Origin of the sequence: Chlamydia caviae GPIC (assembly GCF_000007605.1) — a bacterium.
GTDB lineage: Bacteria > Chlamydiota > Chlamydiia > Chlamydiales > Chlamydiaceae > Chlamydia > Chlamydia caviae.
Map to the genome: position 1 here is coordinate 868491 of NC_003361.3, position 20662 is coordinate 889152.

Consider the following 20662-nt stretch of genomic DNA (forward strand, 5'->3'; position numbering starts at 1 on the left):
ATAAGATCTAATTAGGAGACCTTCATGACATTTGAAACTATTTTCGTTACCCTCGAAGAAGGCAAAACATTAGTATTTGAAACGGGGAAAATTGCTCGCCAAGCTAACGGAGCTGTTCTTGCTCGCATGCAAGAAACTTGGGTCTTTTCATCTGTTTGTGCGGCCAATCTCGAAGAACCTGTAGACTTTCTCCCTTTAAGAGTCGATTATCAAGAAAAGTTTTCCTCTATAGGAAAAACTTTAGGCGGGTTCATTAAAAGAGAAGGTCGCCCAACTGAAAGAGAAATTTTAACTTCTCGTTTGATAGATCGTTCTATGCGTCCTTCTTTACCGAACCGGTTAATGCAGGATGTTCAAGTCTTATCTTATGTATGGTCTTATGATGGGGTGACTCTCCCCGATCCTATAGCTATTTGTGGTGTTTCTGCAGCACTAGCAATTTCTGACATTCCTCAAATTAGTGTTGTAGCTGGTGTTCGTGTTGGCTTTGTCAACAATAGTTGGGTAGTTAACCCAACAAAAGCCGAAATGGATGTTTCTAGAATGGAGCTCGTTTTAGCAGGAACCGAAAATGCTATTCTAATGATAGAGGGTCATTGCGACTTCTTAACGGAAGAGCAGGTTATCGAGGCTATTGAATTTGGTCATAAACACATAGCAACCATTTGTAGAGCAATCAAAGACTTGCAGCAAAAGGTAGGCAAGAAAAAGAATTCCGATGCTATTGTTCCCCTTCCTGAAGAAGTTCAATCTTCTGTAAATACGTTTGTTGAAGGCAAATTTGCTGATCTTTTAAAAATTAAAGAGAAAAAAGCTTTTGAGGCTGCTTCGAAGCAATTAGAAAAAGAAATTGTAGAGAAGTTCCTAGAAGAAAATGAGATCTTCACAGCATTGAATATTAAGACAGCTTTCAAACAAGCTAAGTCGGATTATATGCGTGCTTTGATACGCGAACAAAGTGTTCGTTCTGATGGACGGGCAATAACAACAATCCGTCCTATTTCTATTGACACATCTTTCTTACCAAGAACCCACGGAAGTTGTTTATTCACTCGTGGAGAAACACAAACTGTGGCCGTTTGTACTTTAGGTAGCGAGGCTATGGCGCAGCGTTACGAAGACTTGAACGGTGAAGGGTTGGCTAAATTTTATTTACAATACTTCTTCCCTCCTTTCTCTGTTGGCGAAGTAGGAAGAATAGGTTCTCCAGGAAGAAGAGAAATTGGTCATGGTAAGCTTGCTGAGAAAGCTTTAAGCCACACTCTTCCTGATCCTGCAAAGTTTCCTTATACTATCCGTATAGAATCCAACATTACTGAATCTAATGGTTCTTCATCCATGGCTTCTGTTTGCGGAGGTTGTTTAGCTTTAATGGATGCTGGGGTCCCTATTAAAACTCCTATAGCAGGTATTGCTATGGGGTTAATCTTAGATAATGATCACGTCACTATTCTTTCAGATATTTCTGGATTAGAAGATTATTTAGGAGATATGGACTTTAAGGTTGCTGGGAATACCGAAGGGATCACAGCATTCCAAATGGATATCAAGGTAGAGGGCATCACCCCTACAATTATGCAAGCAGCCCTAGCTCAAGCTAAAGCTGGCCGTCAACATATCCTGGATATTATGAAAGAGGCTCTTGCAGCTCCAAAAACAGACTTATCACAATATGCTCCTCGTATTGAAACGATGCAGATTAAGCCAAATAAAATTGCTACTGTTATTGGACCTGGAGGAAAACAGATTCGTCAAATTATTGAAGAAGCTGGAGTGCAAATTGATATTAATGACTCAGGTCTTGTCAGCATTTCAGCATCTTCTCCACAAGCGATAGAAAAAGCTAAGTCTATGATTGAAGGTTTAGTTGGAGAAGTTGAAGTTGGTAAAATCTACGAAGGTCGAGTGACATCTATTGTTCCTTTCGGGGCTTTCGTTGAAATTCTTCCTGGTAAGGAAGGTCTTTGCCACATTTCTGAATTCTCTAAACAACGTATAGAAAACGTTGGTGATTTCGTTAAGCAAGGAGACATCCTGGCTGTTAAATTGCTAAGCATTAATGAAAAAGGCCAATATAAACTCAGCCATAAAGCTACTCTCAGCGAGTAGTCTTACTTTTCCATCTGTTTGAAAGATAAAAAAAAGCCACATGATTTATGTGGCTTTTTTTATGTCGTTACTAAATTCAGAAATTAGCTTAAGTTGTAGTATTGTTTAATTTTAACGTACCATCTTTCATAGCATTTTCCTGAGGTGGAGGAGGAGGCAAATCATCAGACACCTTCTTGAACAATATGCCTTCTTCTTTTAAACGTGCTCTTTTCCTTTCAGGATCCCAAGTATGATCCATAATTTCTTTAACATCCTTAGCATCTAAAGTTTCAAACTCAATTAACATCTGAGTCATAAGCTCTACTTCATCTCGATGCTCTCTGATAATTGTTAAAGCACGCTGATAAGCAGCATCTAATAATGCTCTTAACTCACCATCAATAGCTTTAGCTGTTTCTTCTGAGTAACTTTTCTCATGATACGATCCATAACCAGTAGAGCTATCCGAACGCTCGTCATAAGTTACAGTTCCTAACTGTTCACTCATTCCCCATTCGCAGACCATACTGCGGACTAATTTTGTAGCCTGAGAAATATCTTGCTGAGCACCACTAGAAATATCTCCTAAAAAGATATCTTCTGCAGCACGGCCTCCCATAAGAACAGCTAACTGATCGAAAAGTTCTTTTTTCCAATAGCTAAGCTTATTCTTCTCAGGAAGAAAATGCGTGGCTCCTAAAGATAAGCCTCTAGGAATAATCGTTACTTTATCCACAGGATCGGCATGTTGCACGCAAAGACCTACAACAGCATGTCCTGATTCATGATATGCTGTAGTTTTTCTTTCTTCAGCATCCATTTCTAAACTACGACGTTCTTTACCATAGAGAACCTTATCACGAGCCTCAGCAACCTCTACAGCAGTCACCGCAGTACGATCCTTACGCGCAGCAAGAAGAGCTGCTTCATTCAATAAGTTCTCTAAATCCGCTCCAGAAGCTCCTGGGGTGCTTCGCGCTACCGCCATGAGATCTACAGTAGGATCTAATTTGATTCTCTTAGCGTGTACAGATAAGATTTCAAATCTACCTTTAATATCGGGTAAATTCATAACCACACGACGGTCAAAACGACCGGGACGCAATAACGCCTTATCTAATACGTCAGGACGGTTAGTCGCAGCCATAAGGATAACACCTTCATTCGTGCCAAAGCCATCCATCTCAACAAGTAATTGGTTTAATGTTTGCTCACGTTCATCATGACCACCACCTATACCCGCACCTCGATGACGTCCTACAGCATCAATCTCATCAATGAAAATAATACAAGGAGCGTTTCTCTTAGCTTGCTCGAACATATCACGGATACGGCTAGCACCAACCCCAACAAACATCTCCACAAAATCAGAACCTGCTATTGAGAAGAAAGGTCGGTCAGCTTCTCCAGAAACAGCTTTCGCTATTAAAGTTTTTCCTGTTCCAGGAGGTCCTATTAATAATACGCCTTTAGGGATTCTTCCCCCTAAGCTCGTGAACTTTGTGGGATTTTTTAGAAAATCTACAATTTCTATGAGTTCTTCCTTAGCTTCTTCAATGCCAGCAACATCAGCAAAAGTAACCTTATTCTGCCCATTCGTTAATAAACGTGCCGGAGATTTGCCGAATGACATCGCAGAACCATTCATACCACGTACTTGTTTCGCAAAGACGAAATAAACAAAGACAAGCACCAGGATAATCGGCAAGAATGTAAATAAATACCCTATATAATGCGGAGCAGGCTCCTCACTCTTAAATGTTTTCTCTAAAACCAAATTACGTGGCTGATCTGGAGCTTTAAAAGTTAAGCTGCGGTTATGAGAGAAATCTTCCCACTCTTGTTTCGCTCCAGAAAACCAATGAGCGAATACCTCAGGATCTTGTTTTTCTAAAGCACGAGAAGATAATTCTTGATTGTTGAAATACCAAACTACCTGGCTAAGATCACTTCGGAGTTTATCCAACTGCACTTGGTTAATCTGACTATCTTCAATAAGCTTCTCATATTTACTACGTTCTTCACGGTATAGGCGTACCGAACGCAACTGACCAAAACGCTCTCCGTTATCAGATAAAGCTAATGATGAAGAAATTCTCTGTAGAGAATCTAAAACTCTCTGATAAAGAGCACTGAGATGCTCAGCATCCATCGACTGAGTTAAAGAAACTTCTACCTGTTGATAGAGATCTTTTAATTCGCGTTTTACACTCTCAGAACCTATGCCTAAAGCTGGAGAAAGATATTTTCCAATAAGTTCATATAAATCCGAACCAAAAGTACGTAAACCTTCACTAGATCTAGGAAGAGTTTGATAACGCTGCTCTAAAGAACGCAAGTTGATAATTTGAAAATTATTTGGAGCTTGAATAACAAGAGCTCCTAAAGAAGATTTCCCTAACTCTACACTAGGAGAAATCAAATAACCTGTTTCAGGGATAGACCATCCTGAAATCGCGGAAAACCATAAAACAGAGCTCTCAACCTCTTTCGAAAGGTTGTCTAAACTCTTATTTATTTCTTGAAGATCAAATTCTAATTGATGTCTTTGATCTATCAATTCTAAGTAATGATAGCGTAGTTGGCTTTCATCTGTTGAAGAGTCTCGGAAACGTCCACTAAATGAAACTAAGTTATCATTCAGAGCAATCTTTCGGCTATCTTCAGGATAAATCAATTTTAAGTTTACTAAATGCTCTAGCTGATGGCTAAAACTGACCCGTGCCTTCTTGGTAACTAGAAAATTTTGAACGGCTATTACGGCGAAGATCACACCAAATAAAAGGAAAAAAAACAATGTAGGGAAACTTTTTTTCGATTCGGGCTTCATTTTTTTATCTTTAGACATAAACTACACAACTAAGCTAATCAATCAGACAGGTAATTATTTAATATAGCATATTTTTTATTATTTTGTTTACAAAACCTAGTTATAAAATAAAAAATATGAAACACTGTATATACAATGACCTATTACTCATCATCTTCGAATACATGATGAGAATCGTCATTATATACTTTCTACTCTATCATTACTACTCCAGCTTTTATGATCACTCTTTTATCTCGAAGTCGCATTTGTGCTGGTAATTTGCGCTGTAAATGATCATAAACCGTTTGCAAAAAATGTCTTGAGGCAACTACTCCAGCCCTAAAAAAGAACTCTTTGCAAACCCATTTAGTCAAAAAGACTTGTTCTATTAACACTTGAGGAATTTCAATAGACCAAGTTGTATTTTCTTTTCGCATATTCTCAAGAAAAGGCTCTGCTTGCTGTTTCATATAACAAGAAAGTTCTTCAGAATCTTGGGCTAATGTCAATAAAGGCTGCGTGATATTCTTGCCAAAAATTTCTTCCAACCAAGGGAATATCTTCTTACGCATTCTAGCGCGAAGATACCGTTCGTCAGTGTTGGTTATATCTTGAACACAGGGAACGTTTTCCGCATCTAAAACATTTATTATTATCTGCTTAGGAATGTGCAATAAAGGTCGAAAAAGTGGGATATCTTCGTAAGATGTTTTTGGACTCATCCCTTTTAAATTACTTAAGGATGCTCCTTCCAATAGACGTTTTAATACGGTCTCTGCTTGATCATTAGCGTGATGAGCTAGAAAGATTCCCGCAAGATTCTGCTCCTTACACACTTTGTGAAACAGTGTATAACGATAGCGCCGCGCAGCGTTTTCTGGATCTCTCGAAGTTCTATATTCGGGAGGAACATGATCTATAAGAATGGGAATCCCTTCTTCTTCACATCTGATTTTAAGTTCTTCAGCCTCACGATAGGAAGATTCCCTCCATCCATGATCTACATGGACTGCGGTAAAAGCAACTCCTCGCGACTTAAGAAGATATAGAAGAAATAATGAATCACTTCCTCCTGATAAAGCAAGTAAGTAGCTTTTTTTCATATCTAAAGAAGAAAAAAAAACTTCTAATAGCTTATCATCTCTGAGTAGACGGGATAACATAATCTAAACACATATCCGTGTAAATGCATTACAAATAAGTTTAAGGTTTATTGACTTGGGGAAACACTGTCGCGTTATCCTTAACCTTGAAGAACTCCTGATATCAGGTATATCATGCCTATTTTATGGAAAGTCTTAATTTTCCGTTATTTAAAAACCGTTACCTTTTGTACGCTAAGTCTTATCTGTATTTCTATCATTAGTTCTCTTCAAGAAATCGTCAGTTACATAGCAAAAGACGTTCCCTATCTGACAGTTTTGCGCTTAACAGCTTACCAGATCCCGTACTTATTGCCTTTCATTCTTCCGGTTTCTTGCTTTATCTCTGCATTTGCACTTTTCCGAGGTCTTTCTGATAATAATCAAATTACTTTCCTTAAAGCCTCTGGGGCTTCTCAAGGGATTATTACTTTCCCTATCCTTATGGTCTCTTGTGCTATCTGCTGTATAAATTTTTACACATGTTCTGAACTTGCTTCTATTTGCCGATTTCAAACCTGTAAAGAAATTGCCAACATGGCAATGACCTCGCCAACACTTCTGCTGCAAACGTTACAGAAAAAAGAAAATAACCGCATTTTCATCACTGTGGATCATTGTGCAAAAAGCAAATTTGACAATGTGATTATTGCTTTAAAAAGAGATAAGGAAATTGCCAATGTCGGGATTATCAAAACTATCATCCCTGACGTAGCAAACGACACTGTCGAGGCGAGGGATGTTGTGATGATTTCAAAACTTCCTTCTACACTGACAGAGCAACATTCTTCAAATTCTAAGGAATACTACATAGAAACTTTGGACGAGATGCTAATCCCTAAAATTACTTCAACGTTATTTGCGGGAAAATCTTATATGAAAACGCGAACGGATTATCTCCCTTGGAAACAGCTTGTTAAACAGTCATTTAGTCATGCGCACCTACCTGAAACCTTAAGAAGGATCAGCATAGGTTTGCTCTGTATTACTTTGACCTATTCAGGAATGGTTTTAGGAACCTATAAACCCAGATTTCGTAAATCCATAACTCTATATTGTATTTTTCCCGTAATGGATTTGATTTTATTAATAGTTGGCAAAAATACTACTACACTACTTCCTGCGTTTATGATGTTTATCATTCCGCAGGTAATCACTTGGATAGTTTTTTCTATCCGTGCGTATCGAGAAAGCAGAGGCTATGCATAGATTATGTACATTTGGAAACGTTACGTATTAACTAAATTTTGGTTATCTTTAGTATCTTTAATAGTACTTGCCTTTGTTTTTTATGCCTCTATCCATCATTCCCTCCACGCGATCAAAGGAAATTCAACCGCGTTAGCCTCAGGTGCCTCTTTAAAGCTTTCCGTTCTATATTATCTATCTCAGATAGCTCTTAAAGCAGAATTTTTGATTCCCCAATTAGTTGCAGTAGCCACAACGATTACGCTATTTTCGATGCAGAACAAACGTGAAGTTCTTCTTCTTCAGGCATCGGGACTCTCATTAAAATCTCTAACAGCTCCTTTAATCCGTTCAAGCTTCATTATCACCTTACTGCTATATGCAAATTTTCAATGGCTGCATCCTATATGTGAGAAAATATCTACAACTAAAGAACATATGGATCGTGGAACCTTAGACAAAGCACAAGATAAAGTTCCTGCTCTTTATCTCAAAGATCAGACAGTATTACTGTACTCTTCTATTGAGCAAAAAGCCTTAACTCTTAACAAGGTATTTTGGATTAAAAATCCCAAAACTATCTATACGATGGAAAAGTTGGCGTTTACAACACCATCGCTTCCTATTGGTCTGGATGTGATACGTTTTTCAGAAACAGAATCTGGCACTATGGAGCTCAGTGAATTCTCAGATATGAAAGAGTTTCCTGAGATTGAATTTGGGTTCTATGATAATCCTTTTTCTAAGATCTTCACAGCAGGAGGAAAAAACCGTCTTTCGGAATCTTTCCGGGCTATTCCTTGGAACGCTACAGGTTTGGGATTATCAACGACTATTCCTCAGCGCATTTCCTCGTTATTATCGACATTTTATTATATGCTGATTTCACCCTTAGCTTGTATATCAGCAATGATTCTCTCTGCTTATCTTTGTTTAAGATTCAGTCGTGTCCCTACGGTGACTCTTGCCTATTTGGTTCCCTTAGGTACGATAAACACCTTTTTCGTCTTTTTAAAAGCAGGGATGGTGCTATCCAATAGCAGTGTTTTACCCATATTGCCCGTAATGTTATTTCCTCTCGTCGTCTTAGCAATATTTACAAACTATGCTTACGCTAAGCTTCAGTAATTTCGTTTAAATAGCCTGAGAAATGCCATTTTTCCAAATCATAATTAAAGAAAGGTTTGAGATTAGATAAGTTTTGTCTATTTTTTCTCAGGCAATTAAGAAACTTACTCATCAATTCTATATGACTTGAAAACACCAAGCGATCTCTGGCGACTAAAGTAGGTGCAAGAACTTTCACCATGAGCAATTTCAATTTATGCTCATCCCACGATGCTTCACCAGCAAAGAAAGTAAACCCTGAAATGAATATCGATGCATAATCTAATCCATCTTTAGACATAACTATGAGGTTATTCGGGTCTATAATTTCTATAAGCTTAAAGACAAGCAGGTAAGAAATAATATGCAAGAGCAATAACTTGTCATTTTTAAATAAGATTTTTTTCTTAGAGAAAAAAGTATCTTTCAAAACAGATAAGCTATTGTCAAGAAATTCATGGATTTGTCCCTTGGATATATTAGGAACAGAAAAAAGAGATAGAGATCCTGATTTACTGAATTCTTCTTTCAATACAGAAAAGAAACCAACAAATGTTTCTTGTTCACCATGTGTTCTTTCTATACTTTTTAGCAGATCTTCAGGTTCTGGGAATGAAAATATATGCGCCCTATCAATGCTATCCAAGCTTTCTTCTATAACACGACTTCGGGCACGATCTTTTCTAGATAAACGATTCTGTATATTTAAAATGAAGGTAGTATCTCCTAGATCTGCCTTAGCATTAAGAAATCCTATAAATTCCGCATTACAATTAGCATACAGTATGGAACTTTGAGTTATAGGGCTCGGAGAGCGTATGACGGTGATAGATTTATCTCCTAATTTCAAAATTCCTTCTATTCCAGGGAACATACCTAAAATAATAGGATCAAACACCGAAGCATGTGGATCGAGTATTCTATCTATAGCTTTAAATAGCGGTCCATTTGGGTACTTAGAAAGCAACCGATATAACCCCTCATAAACCTCAGAAACATATTGCCCGGAAGAAAGAGGTTTCTTATCCCCTTCAGATTGCAATTTCGTATGTATATGGAAATATAAGTACCGAGCAGCCTCTGTAAATGCGAGTTTACCTTCAAAAATGCCACTACTTAACGTAGACATTAGCGTATACGAATGTCGATAATGCATCTGGTCCTGAGTATGATTACTCAAAGCTTTCCACGCATCTCTGAGGAAATAGAGAAAATCATTAAAATAATGGAGATTATTTTTTTTTGGATTATTAGAAACTATAGTGGCTTCGTATCTAGAAAAGAACAAGCCCATAACAGCATTATGAATCTTTTCTGTAGATGGCGTTTCTAAATCACTGAGAGCTTTTTGATAAAATAACCGTACAGGCATGTCGTTAGTAAATACTAACGAAGAGGCTAGGTTATGGAGCTCTTCGCTATTCCACACAAGCGTTTTTGTTAAAGGATCTCCCTCATGAGCTGTTTCGTGGATCTTTCCCTGCTTACAAATAATCTGAGTCAAAGCATCGGTATAAAAGCGCTTATTCTCCTCATCAGACATATAAAAAAGCTCGTAGGAACGATCGCGTTTAACCTCTACTAGGTTATTTAAGAAACGCTCTTCTTGATGCATTTCTTCTAGCTCTCGCTCTACTAGATCCTCATCCTCTTCTTCCTTAATAATTTTTCGACTAAGATTTGCCTGAGTCTTATTATAGACCTTACTTAACTCAGAATAGTCTTGAACCAAGTTTTGATACAATTCTCGCTCTCTACTTTCCAAAAACGAAAATACATTCTGCACCCCAGCAATAAGGAAATTAGATTCTTGTAACGCTTTATTTGCCTCACTCTTGGGCAAAGCTCCCGCCTTCTTAAGATAGTCTTCTATATTTTTCAAAGCGTGTTTCATTTCGCCAACATGTTGGTCAGCAGAAAGCATGTCATCAAGCTTAACGTTCTCTATAAAAGAGGAAGAGGAACTGTAAGAAATCTTTTTTAATTTCTCTAAATGTTCCAATACTTTTTCAAAATTATAACAAGATCTTCTCATACTTCCCCATAAAGGAATCAAAAAATTAGATTATCATCTCGCGATCGTTTTATTAGTTTATTATAAACAAAATTTAACAATCAATTAATTTTAGAATAGAAATAAAACTATAATTAATAAAACTCTGAACTAAAGAAATTAAAAACTAATAAAAAAAACAAACAAAGAGAAAAAAGATGAAAACCAAGACTGGAGGGACTAAAGAGAGCTAAAAGACTGATATTTACAAAGAAACGGAAGAAGAGGGATTCGAACCCCCGGACCCTTTCAGGTCTCCTGTTTTCAAGACAGGTGCATTAAACCGCTCTGCCATTCTTCCTTAAGAAAATTGCTGTAAAAACCTTAGGTCGTTTTCACAGAAAAGACGGATATCCGAGATTCCATGTTTTAACATGGCTAACCTTTCGATACCCATGCCAACAGCATACCCTGTATAGGTTTCAGGATCAACACCGCTGTTGCGCAAAACTTGAGGGTGTATCATACCAGCTCCAGCCACTTCCAGCCAACCAGTATGTTTACAAAGGGAACATCCTGCAGCCTGACACTCACAAGAGACATCAACTTCTATTCCCGGCTCAACAAAAGGAAAGTAGCTGTGTCTTAAACGCAACTCTATTTTCCTTTCGAAAAATGTATGGTAAAACTCCGTCAACATCTCTGTCAAGTCAGAAAGTGTTACATTACGATCAACATAGAATGCCTCTACCTGATGAAAAATAACATGTGAACGGGCTGAGATATCTTCATTACGAAAACACAAGCCTGGAGCGACAACTTTAATAGGAGGTTCCCCTCTACTTAGTTCTCTAACCTGAACATTAGATGTGTGTGTGCGTAATACTGTTTTAGCATCTAGATAAAAAGTATCATGCATTTGTCTAGCAGGGTGGTTCTCTTCAAAATTGAGTAAGGAAAAGTTGTTTTCTTCACTTTCAATATTTGGAGCTTCGCGAACACAAAATCCTAAATGAACAAAGATATCCACAACATCGTCTAAAACTTTTTTGACAATATGCTTCCCTCCAGGACATTGAGGTTCTCCTGGTAGTGTGATATCGATTTTTTCTTTGAGAAATTCTGCGGATTCTTCTGCTAGAAGAATAGCGTTATTTTTATCTCGGATTAAATCCTCGATATAGGTTTTACAAGCATTTATGGAAGCACCCATTAGAGCCTTTTGGTCCGAAGGACACTCCCTTAACTTATCTGCAAAACAACGAAAAAGACCTTTCTTTCCTAAATAGCGAACCTTTAGATCGAAAAGATCTTTTGAAGAGTGAACTTGATCTAACTCAATACAAAATTGTTGCTTTGTAGCTTCAAGCTCCTCTTGAATCATCATGAGATTAATTCCTTAAATAGTTGCCTCTAAAGCTTTTTTAGCTTGATTAGCTACTTCTGCAAAACCCATAGGGTTATGAATAGCCATTTCCGATAGCATTTTTCTATTTAAATCGATTCCGGCACATTTTAAGCCGTTAATTAAACGGCTATAGGATAGACCGTTTATTCTAGAAGCTACGTTAAGACGAGCTATCCAAAGACTACGAAAATCGCCTTTGCGATCTTTTCTATGCATATAATTGAATGCCATAGCTCTCATTACAGAGGATCGGCTTTGACGAAAGTGCCCTTTTCTATCTCCCCAAAAACCTTTAGCTTGTTTCAATACACGCTTACGACGGCGTCTGGAAGCTACTGAACCTGTTGCTCTCACCATAATAAAATTCCCTTATTCTTAAACAAGCATCATTCGCTTATACATCCCTACCTGACCCTTATCTACTAAAGGTTGCTTGGATAGGTTGCGTTTTTCTTGCGAAGATTTTTTTGATAACTTATGCCTCTTCCCTGGGCGGGTTCTTTTTAACTGACCAGAACCTGTCAACTTAAAACGCGCCGCAACGGATTTATTGCTTTTCATCTTGGGCATTGATTTTGTCCTGCTTTTTCTTAGTTTTAACCGTTCCTGGAGCCATTACGCAAATTAACGAACGGCCATTTAATTTTGGTTCGGATTCCATGAATCCGATGTCTTCGAGACCTTGGCTCATCTTTTGCACAACTCTGTGCCCATGTTCTGGGTAAGCAAGCTCACGACCTCGGAACATACACGTAATTTTTACTTTATTTCCTTTTTCAATAAAAGCCCTTGCTTGTTTTAGCTTTGTAGAAAAGTCGCCTTCGTCAATATTTGGCTTTAATTTGACTTCTTTAATGCGCACTTGGTGCTGGGCTTTCTTAGAATCTTTTTCTTTCTTCGTCAGGTCATAGCGATACTTGCCATAATCCATGATCTTACACACGGGAGGCTCACTATTTGAAGCAACTTCCACAAGGTCTAAATCAGCTTCTCTAGCTAAATCTAAAGCATCTTTGGTATTCAATATGCCTAGTTGTTCACCAGAAGAACCTATAAGACGGACTTTAGGAGCTCGTATCTGTCTGTTAATTTTTAAATTTAATGCCACACTCTATCCCGATTACTCGTTAACACGATTCTTTAAATGATCAGAGGCCAGTACCTTGCCACGGGGAAAATCTATAGAAATAATTCTCCCCTTACCTAGACAAGAAAGCTAAGATCTTAGAGCATCCATAAAAGAAAAGCAATTGAAATCCCTTTGTCTGGTGCTTTGTCTACCAACTTCTTAGTCTCCCTATTTAAAGAAACCCAATATTTTAAAAATTTATCTTTACAGAACTTTTAATAAAAAAAGCTCTGTAAGCACGTCTGGAAGTATGATTTTTCGTTGCATTTAAAACTTTCTAAAATATAACCTTAATGCTTTCTCATTCCGCATCTTTCTATACTAAGTTCCTGATTTAGCAAACTGAAAGTGTATTTTTATAACTATATAACTAATAAAACATCGTTGTTTTGGTGTCATAATGTCTACGCTGACCCCTGAAAGCTCCTTAGGGTCTTACGTCAAGATTTCTCGTCCCCTCCCCAAACAAAAAATGCGGGAGATTGTGCTACAGATGCTTTACGCTCTGGGTATGGATCCTTCATGCGAAGAGAGTCTTGTTCCTCTTTTAATGTCTGAGACTGCTGTGACTCAAAGACACGCTTTTACTGCTTTAAGTTTTTCAAAAGAAATCCTTGCAAAGTCTTCCGAATTGGATTTATTAATTGCTCAAACAGTGAAAAACACCTCCCTTGAGAAATTGACTTTGATGGAGAAAAATGTTTTGCGTTTAACGCTTTTTGAACATTTCCATGGTCAGCCTATAAATACTGCTATTTTAATTGCTGAAGCTACAAGACTGGTAAAAAAATTTAGCTATATTGAGGCGTGCACATTTGTTCATGCAGTTTTAAATGATATTTTTCGTTTAGCTATGCCCGTAGCACATCAAGAAATTCCGTTATGTTGTCAGGCTTAACCACATCTAAAACTTAATCGGAATCCTAAATGTGAAAGAATCTACCGTTATTCATTTTCCTTTCTCAGTTCGTCGAGGTGTTTGGTTAAGTAAGTACTCCACATTTCGTATTGGAGGTCCTGCCAATTACTTTAAAGAGGTTCACTCAACGAGTGAAGCTCAGCGGGTCATTCAATTTTTATATAGTCACAATTATCCTTTCATTATTGTAGGTAAAGGTTCTAACTGCCTATTTGATGATCAAGGATTTGACGGTTTTGTTTTATATAACAGCATCCAAGGAAAAGAATTTCTTTCAGATACCACTATCAAAGCGTATTCAGGAATGTCTTTTTCTTTTTTAGGTAAAACCCTTGCCTCATCAGGATATTCAGGTTTAGAATTTGCCGTAGGCATTCCTGGATCTGTTGGGGGTGCGATATTTATGAATGCTGGTACTGGCAAACAAGACACTGCCTCAGTAGTGGAAAGTGTCGAGGTGATTAATTCTAAGGGAGAAATTCTTTCATATCGGAATGAAGAATTAGAATTCGGTTATCGAAAATCACGTTTTCAGAATCACAACGAATTTATCTTATCAGCAACCTTCCGCATATCTAAAAATTCTTCCTCTTTACAAATTGCCAAAGATCTACTTGAAAGTAGGCTACTCTCTCAACCTTATCAACAACCTTCTGTCGGATGTATTTTCCGTAATCCCCCAGGAAACTGTGCGGGCAAGCTGATAGACGAGGCAGGTTTAAAAGGCGTCTCTTTAGGAGGGGCTCAAATATCTCTGAAGCATGCCAATTTCATTGTGAATACGGGAAGAGCCACTTCTCACGAAGTGAAAGAGCTTATCCGCATGGTTCAAGACAAGCTAAGATCTCAGGGAATTAGCTTAGAAGAAGAAATTCGTATCATCCCTTATCGCCTACCTTAAGAGAGCGGAAAATTAAGAGCCTTGGAGCCTTGTTCCTATTCATAATATAGAAAGATCCCACTTCCCATAACCTAGAATCTAATCCAATCGCAAGTTTCTCAATAGATACCATCTCATGCGATCCCTCTTCATGACCTGGATAACATACAACAGTAATCACACCTTGAGGAGCAACTAAATCGAGTGCTTTCTGAATACTAAGCATCGTTGTAGTTTCTAAAGTCGTAATACGTTTATCCCCGTTTGGGAGGTAGCCTAAATTATAGTGAAATAACTTAGCTCCTGCCTCGTTGATATGTTCGTGAGACATTTCTTTAAATTCTATAACAGACCTCTCTTCAGGAGATAGAGATTTTGAACATAAAAGAGCCGTTCTGTTTAAAGCTTCCTTTTGCACATCATAAGCTATCAGCTTCCCTTTTCCTTTCAATAGTCGGGCTAAAATCAAGCAGTCTTTACCATTACCACAAGTAGCATCAACAACGGTGTCACCAGGAGTAAGAACTTTTTGAAAAATTTCATGAGATAATTGAACAACATTTCCTTGAAGCAACTCTATTCCTTTAAACATCAATAAGCCTATTGCAAAGATACTCTTTTCTCGATAACATTACACGCAAGTTTGGGGTATTAGCTCAGTTGGTTAGAGCGTCACGTTGACATCGTGAAGGTCAGCTGTTCAAGTCAGCTATATCCCAACTTTCTTTACAAATTCTGTATAAAAAATCTCCTGTCCCTTAGATCTCCACAACCTTTCAAACCAAGAATCTCCGTAGTTATCCAACACTTTACAATAATAAGGATCTTCGATTGTAGGCAGTAAACATTGTCTCATCATCTTGATAGCTTCAACAAGATAGTTCTTATCGTCTGTAGCAAGAACTAAAATTCCAGACTCTACCAACACCCTAACAACATCGTTCATGAACTCATCTTGAAATAAACGGTGTTTACGATGACGAGACTTTGGCCATGGATCAGGGAAGTTAACAACTATACGTTGTAAGATTTCATTTTTAAGATAGTGACGAAAAAATGTCTGTGCTTCCCCACAAACAATCCGCAAATTACTGACCTGAAAATTATGCATTTTCGACCAGATTTTCCTCACCCTATCAAAGCGCTTTTCAACAGCTATCCAATTCATCTGGGGCATATTTTGCGCTTGGGAGACTACCCAATCGCCATTTCCTGAGCAAAGCTCACAAGAAATGGGGTTGTTATTTCCAAAAAATTCTTCCCAAGAGGGCATGATGAATTGATCGTGTTTGAAATAGTGATTGGGAATATAGAGAACATTATCCTTTATTTCAGTACTACGTTCTTCCCAAAAAAAAGGAACTTTTAAATTTTGCGGTTTCATTGTGAAATAATAATAAGAACTTATATCTCAGGAAATTATAAAAGCTCTTTCAGTTTTCTCTAAGGATTTTCTTTTCAAGAGAAAAAAGATTAAAAACGATTCCTAGATATAAAAAAATGACTTTCAGAGATTACTGAAAGTCGTCAAAATATCTATAAAAACTATTTCAGATAAGGACTACCAGCTTAAGTTCCCAGAAGTTTGGTATTCCGTTACGCGAGTCTCAAAAAAGTTCTTCTCTTTATTAAGATCGATAGTTTCACTCATCCATGGGAAAGGATTTTTAGAATAATAAATAGGCTTCAAACCAATTCTTTCTAAACGACGATCGGCAATATGACGAACATAGTCAATGAACATTGAAGATTTTAGTCCTAAAATACCCCGTGGCAAGCAGTCTTTAGCATATTCGATTTCTAGATCTACTGCTTTTTGAATGAGGGCTATGATTTCATCTTGAAGTTCTTGAGACCACACTTCGGGATTCTCTTCTTTAATACCATTGATAAGATCAATACCGAAATTCAAATGAATAGTTTCATCTCGTAAGATATACTGGTACTGTTCTCCTATCCCAGTCATCTTGTTTTGACGATGGAAAGAAAGAATCATTACAAAACCACTATAGAAGAAAATCCCTTCCATAATGATGTAGTAGCCTACTAAATTCTTAATAAACTGACGTAAGCCCTCTACAGAATCTGTGGAAAAATTAGGATTCAGAACATCTACAGTCAAGGTCATTTGGAAATCATCCTTAGCCTTAATAGTTGCACGTTCATTATAGGCGTTGAAAACTTCTCCCTCATCTAGCCCCAAGGACTCACAGATATAAAGAAAAGTATGGGTATGCACGGCTTCTTCAAAAGCTTGTCTCAATAAATATTGACGTGCTTCAGGATTGGTAATGTGTTTGAAAATAGCTAGGACAATGTTATTACCTACCAAGCTTTCCGCAGTGCTGAAAAACCCTAGGTTTAAGAGAATGACTCGACGTTCGTCTTCCGAAAGATCGTTAGATTTCCATAATTCAATATCACGAGCCATCGGAACTTCTGTCGGCAGCCAGTTATTTGCGCACCCATTTAAGTAATGTTCCCACGCCCATTTATACTTAATCGGGACCAACTGGTTCACGTCTACCTGATTACAATTCACCAAGCGTTTACTATTTAATTGGACTCGCTTTGATTTGCCGCCTAAAATATCTGCTTCCATTGTTTCCATCCTTCTCTTGTGTATTACTGGCAAGATTCGCAACCTTCTTCGAGAGAACAGACAGGAGTGCTCTTAGTTCTTTCTACGACAATACTCGTAGAAGCGGACTTATTCTTCATCCATCGAGGTTGGATGCCTCGTTTGTTAACATCAGTAAATGATTTCTCTACAGAAGTAGCTGCCAAGGACCTTAAGTAATACGTAGTTTTCAGTCCCTTTTTCCATGCTGTGAGATACATGGCAGAAAGTTTTTTACCATTAGGTTCCGACAAGTATAAATTGAGAGACTGTCCCATGTCTATCCATTTCTGCCTTCTAGAAGCACATTCGATAAGCCATTCGGGTTCAATCTCAAACGCTGTAAGGAAGATTTTTTTCAAATCATCGGGAATGCGTTCAATCTCTAATAGAGACCCATCGAAATATTTCAAATCATCTAACATATCGGCATCCCATATGCCTAATTTCTTGAGCTGTTCTATCAAATACACATTAGGAATTGTAAATTCTCCGGAAAGGTTGGATTTCACAAACAAATGCTTATACGTAGGCTCTATGGATTGGGTAACTCCAATAATATTAGAAATCGTTGCTGTTGGGGCAATCGCCATAGTATGGCTATTTCTCATCCCATAAGCTTTGATAGCTTCACGAACAGGTGTCCAATCCTTACGACACGAGGTGTCCATAAGAACATTTTCTTCACCGCGGTATTCTTTTAATAGCTCTACAGTATCTAGAGGTAGATAACCGCGATCCCATTTAGATCCTTTATAAGAGCTATATGTCCCCCGTTCTTTAGCTAATAAACTAGAAGATAGTATTGCATAATATGCAATCAATTCAGCACTTTTATCAGCAAACTCTACAGCTTCTTGAGAAGCATAGCTAATATTGAGTTTATAAAGAGCATCCTGGAAGCCCATCTGCCCTAAGCCCACCGCTCTATGAGACAAGTTTGCATTAGCTGCTTCTGGAGTTGGATAAAAGTTAAGATCAATAATGTTATCTAAAATGCGAATAGCTATTGAGATGGTTTCTGCGAGTTTCTTTTCATTGATATCGCCATTTTCAATATGCTCTACTAAGTTTACAGAACCTAGATTACAAACTGCTGTTTCATTTTCTGAGCAATTTAACAAAATCTCCGTACATAAGTTTGAACAACGCACAACCCCAGCATGATCTTGCGCACCACGGATATTTGAAGGATCTTTAAATGTTAACCAAGGATGCCCAGTTTCATAAAGCATGCTCAGCATCTTACGCCATAAATCTTCAGCAGGAATCTTTTTGTATAACTTAATTTCTCCGTTATCGATTTTTCTTTCGTATTCTTCATAAAGCTTATCAAATTCAAAACCATAAGCCTCATGTAAACCAGGAACATCATCGGGACTAAACAAGGTCCACGTCCCTTTTTGATCTAAACGTTTGAAAAATAAATCAGGAATCCAACTTGCTGTATTGATATCGTGAGTACGTCGGCGCTCATCACCAGTATTTTTTCTTAGTTCTAGAAAATCTTCGTAATCTAGATGCCATATCTCTAGATATACACACATAGCGCCTTTACGCTTACCCCCCTGATTCACAGCAATCGCTGTATCATTGGCGACTTTAATGAAAGGAATCACGCCTTGGCTTTTACCATTGGTTCCTTTTATTAAAGAACCTATAGCTCGTACCCCTGTCCAGTCATTACCGATACCTCCAGCCCATTTAGAAAGCATAGCGTTATCTGATATGACTTTATAAATATGCGCAAGATCATCTTGTACAGTGGATAAATAACAAGAGCTTAATTGTGAATGGCGCATTCCAGAATTAAATAGCGTAGGTGTTGCTGGAGTATAGCGGAATGTAGATAGTAGGTTGTAGAAAGTGATGGCCCACGAAGTCTTATCTTCACCTTCGTTTAATGCAAGCCCCATGGAAATACGCATCCAAAAAATCTGCGCGGTTTCTAATCTACGTCCTTCATGCTGGTTGAAATAACGATCATAAAGATTTTGTACTCCCATATAAGAGAACTGACGATCTCTAGATATATCTAAAGCTTCAGCAAGGGCATCAAGATCATACTCTTTTAAACGAGGATTTAATCGATATTCTTCCCCATTAAGAATATAGTTTTTAAAACATTGCTTTTGTGCTTCAGCAAGATCAGAATCTGTTGCGCTTTTGCCCATAGTTTCTTGATAGACAACATCGGTAAGCAACTCTGCCGCTACATAAGCATAATCAGGTTCTTTTTCGATATTTGCTCGAGCTGCCATAATACAGGCCTTAACAATTTCTGCTTCTTTGATTCCAGAATAGAAATTTGCAAATGCCATAGAAGCTAGCGTCTGGGGATTTGTGGTTTCAGGGAATCGCTGGCACGCCCAAATAAATTTATCAGTTAGTTGAGCTTTGTTTATTTGGTAAGTACTACCATCCTCCCTAACAACATCATAAACTTCTTCAATACTTTCTTGTGTAGCAACGTTTTCTTTACTTTCACGGATTCTAGAACGTGCTTCTCGATATAAAATATAGTTTTTCGCAACATCATAATGACCAACTACCATGAGTTGTTTTTCAACAATATCTTGTATGACTTCTATATCGACAGTTTTTTCTTGAGAACAAACCACTAAGATTTCTTCAACAATTTTATTAGTCAAATCATTGATCTCAGCAAGAGTTTCTTGAAAAGGAGTATCCGTATTTTTTTGCGTAGCCCTAAAAGCTTTTTCTAAGGCTGCAGAAATTTTCATAGGATTGAATTTTACAGCATTTCCATCCCTACGTCTTACCAAAACGCAATGCCAAGATCCTTCGCGCTGCTCTTTATGCTGATCTCTATAAACAATATAATCTCTAGCAACGTCTTGCAAACCATTTACATATAACTGGTTTTCTACCATATCCTGAATACGCTCGACGGTAACAACTTGCCCTTCTCTAATCTTTTGCATTACCTCGTTAACAACTCGATGCGTAATGTCGGAAATAGAATTTTCTAAATCCTCAGGCAAAGGAGAGTTATTTTCTAAACTACGTGTATCACGAAAAGCAGCTTCTAAAGCTTGAGATATCCGATCTTGATTGAAGGGGACGAACATGCCATTACGTTTCACAATAGTATAATTCTTCTCTTTTACCTCGACCATATGTCATCCCCTAACAGCTGTATTTTCGATTCAAATAAGTATTTCCAAGCAATAATAGAATTCGGCTAAACACTTAGGAAAAGTTAAGACGAACTTTCGTAATTGAAGATCAAAAAACTTAGAGAAAGCTCTCCCTTCTCCAGAAGACGTTTCTTCCAGAAAACCCAATATGTAGTGAAACATTATGTGCTTGTATACCATATATAGGAATAGACAGCGTTTCGTGCAATTGA

General features: G+C 37.7%; 16 protein-coding genes and 2 tRNA genes. 6 read left to right on the top strand and 12 right to left on the bottom strand.

Annotation, left to right across the window (positions count from 1 at the left end):
- The first annotated feature begins 24 nt into the window (after window positions 1-24).
- Window positions 25-2109: a polyribonucleotide nucleotidyltransferase gene (pnp, locus tag CCA_RS03830; protein WP_011006717.1), complete on the top strand. Its 2085-nt coding sequence runs from the start codon at window positions 25-27 to the stop codon at window positions 2107-2109.
- Between the two features lie 88 nt (window positions 2110-2197).
- Here the strand turns inward: pnp and ftsH are convergent, their stop codons facing one another.
- Window positions 2198-4939: an ATP-dependent zinc metalloprotease FtsH gene (gene ftsH / locus CCA_RS03835; RefSeq protein ID WP_011006718.1), complete on the bottom strand. Its 2742-nt coding sequence runs from the start codon at window positions 4937-4939 to the stop codon at window positions 2198-2200.
- 173 nt (window positions 4940-5112) lie between these two features.
- A complete protein-coding gene (gene tilS / locus CCA_RS03840; protein WP_011006719.1) occupies window positions 5113-6066 on the bottom strand; it encodes a tRNA lysidine(34) synthetase TilS in 954 nt (317 codons plus the stop codon).
- 114 nt (window positions 6067-6180) lie between these two features.
- Here tilS and CCA_RS03845 point away from each other — a divergent pair, with 114 nt between their 5' ends.
- Together CCA_RS03845 and CCA_RS03850 are read left to right on the top strand one after the other, a co-directional pair.
- On the top strand, window positions 6181-7254 hold the full coding sequence (locus tag CCA_RS03845) for an LptF/LptG family permease (protein ID WP_011006720.1): 1074 nt from the start codon (window positions 6181-6183) through the stop codon (window positions 7252-7254).
- Between the two features lie 3 nt (window positions 7255-7257).
- Window positions 7258-8361, top strand: a complete 1104-nt coding sequence (locus tag CCA_RS03850) for an LptF/LptG family permease (RefSeq protein ID WP_011006721.1) — start codon at window positions 7258-7260, stop codon at window positions 8359-8361.
- On the opposite strand, the gene CCA_RS03855 is transcribed toward CCA_RS03850, so the two are convergent.
- The 6 genes from CCA_RS03855 to infC all read right to left on the bottom strand — a co-directional run bounded on the left by CCA_RS03855 (window position 8348) and on the right by infC (window position 12849).
- Complete coding sequence (locus CCA_RS03855) at window positions 8348-10375, bottom strand: hypothetical protein (RefSeq protein ID WP_011006722.1); 2028 nt, start codon at window positions 10373-10375, stop codon at window positions 8348-8350. The two genes, CCA_RS03850 and CCA_RS03855, sit on opposite strands and share 14 nt — an antisense overlap.
- 234 nt (window positions 10376-10609) lie before the next feature.
- Window positions 10610-10694, bottom strand: a tRNA-Ser gene (locus CCA_RS03860).
- Window positions 10695-11720, bottom strand: coding sequence for a phenylalanine--tRNA ligase subunit alpha (gene pheS, locus CCA_RS03865; protein ID WP_011006723.1), 1026 nt, complete (start codon window positions 11718-11720; stop codon window positions 10695-10697).
- A 12-nt stretch (window positions 11721-11732) separates the two neighbouring features.
- Complete coding sequence (gene rplT, locus CCA_RS03870) at window positions 11733-12098, bottom strand: 50S ribosomal protein L20 (RefSeq protein WP_011006724.1); 366 nt, start codon at window positions 12096-12098, stop codon at window positions 11733-11735.
- 18 nt (window positions 12099-12116) lie between these two features.
- Window positions 12117-12311 carry a 50S ribosomal protein L35 gene (gene rpmI / locus CCA_RS03875; RefSeq protein ID WP_011006725.1) on the bottom strand — a complete coding sequence of 65 codons (195 nt, stop codon included), beginning with the start codon at window positions 12309-12311 and terminating at the stop codon, window positions 12117-12119.
- Window positions 12289-12849, bottom strand: coding sequence for a translation initiation factor IF-3 (gene infC, locus CCA_RS03880; RefSeq protein ID WP_011006726.1), 561 nt, complete (start codon window positions 12847-12849; stop codon window positions 12289-12291). Before infC ends, rpmI begins: the two co-directional genes overlap by 23 nt.
- Window positions 12850-13270: 421 nt before the next feature.
- Between infC and nusB the strand changes: the two genes are divergently transcribed.
- On the top strand, window positions 13271-13768 hold the full coding sequence (nusB, locus tag CCA_RS03885; RefSeq protein WP_011006727.1) for a transcription antitermination factor NusB: 498 nt from the start codon (window positions 13271-13273) through the stop codon (window positions 13766-13768).
- Window positions 13769-13799: 31 nt separating this feature from the next.
- Window positions 13800-14690 (top strand): UDP-N-acetylmuramate dehydrogenase, encoded by an 891-nt coding sequence (gene murB / locus CCA_RS03890; RefSeq protein WP_011006728.1) that lies wholly within the window; start codon window positions 13800-13802, stop codon window positions 14688-14690.
- Here the strand turns inward: murB and CCA_RS03895 are convergent.
- Window positions 14668-15261, bottom strand: a complete 594-nt coding sequence (locus tag CCA_RS03895) for a tRNA (mnm(5)s(2)U34)-methyltransferase (RefSeq protein WP_041462228.1) — start codon at window positions 15259-15261, stop codon at window positions 14668-14670. The two genes, murB and CCA_RS03895, sit on opposite strands and share 23 nt — an antisense overlap.
- Before the next feature lie 53 nt (window positions 15262-15314).
- On the opposite strand from CCA_RS03895, the gene CCA_RS03900 reads away from it, so the two are divergent.
- Window positions 15315-15388: transfer RNA gene (locus CCA_RS03900), tRNA-Val, on the top strand.
- Here the strand turns inward: CCA_RS03900 and trmB are convergent.
- The 3 genes from trmB to CCA_RS03910 form a co-directional block, all read right to left on the bottom strand.
- The gene (trmB, locus tag CCA_RS05270; RefSeq protein WP_011006730.1) at window positions 15379-16053 is read right to left on the bottom strand and encodes a tRNA (guanosine(46)-N7)-methyltransferase TrmB; all 675 of its coding nucleotides are present in this window, start codon (window positions 16051-16053) and stop codon (window positions 15379-15381) included. The two genes, CCA_RS03900 and trmB, sit on opposite strands and share 10 nt — an antisense overlap.
- A 177-nt stretch (window positions 16054-16230) precedes the next feature.
- On the bottom strand, window positions 16231-17271 hold the full coding sequence (locus CCA_RS03905; protein ID WP_011006731.1) for a ribonucleotide-diphosphate reductase subunit beta: 1041 nt from the start codon (window positions 17269-17271) through the stop codon (window positions 16231-16233).
- Window positions 17272-17294: 23 nt separating this feature from the next.
- Window positions 17295-20429: a ribonucleoside-diphosphate reductase subunit alpha gene (locus tag CCA_RS03910; protein WP_011006732.1), complete on the bottom strand. Its 3135-nt coding sequence runs from the start codon at window positions 20427-20429 to the stop codon at window positions 17295-17297.
- Window positions 20430-20662 lie beyond the last annotated feature (233 nt).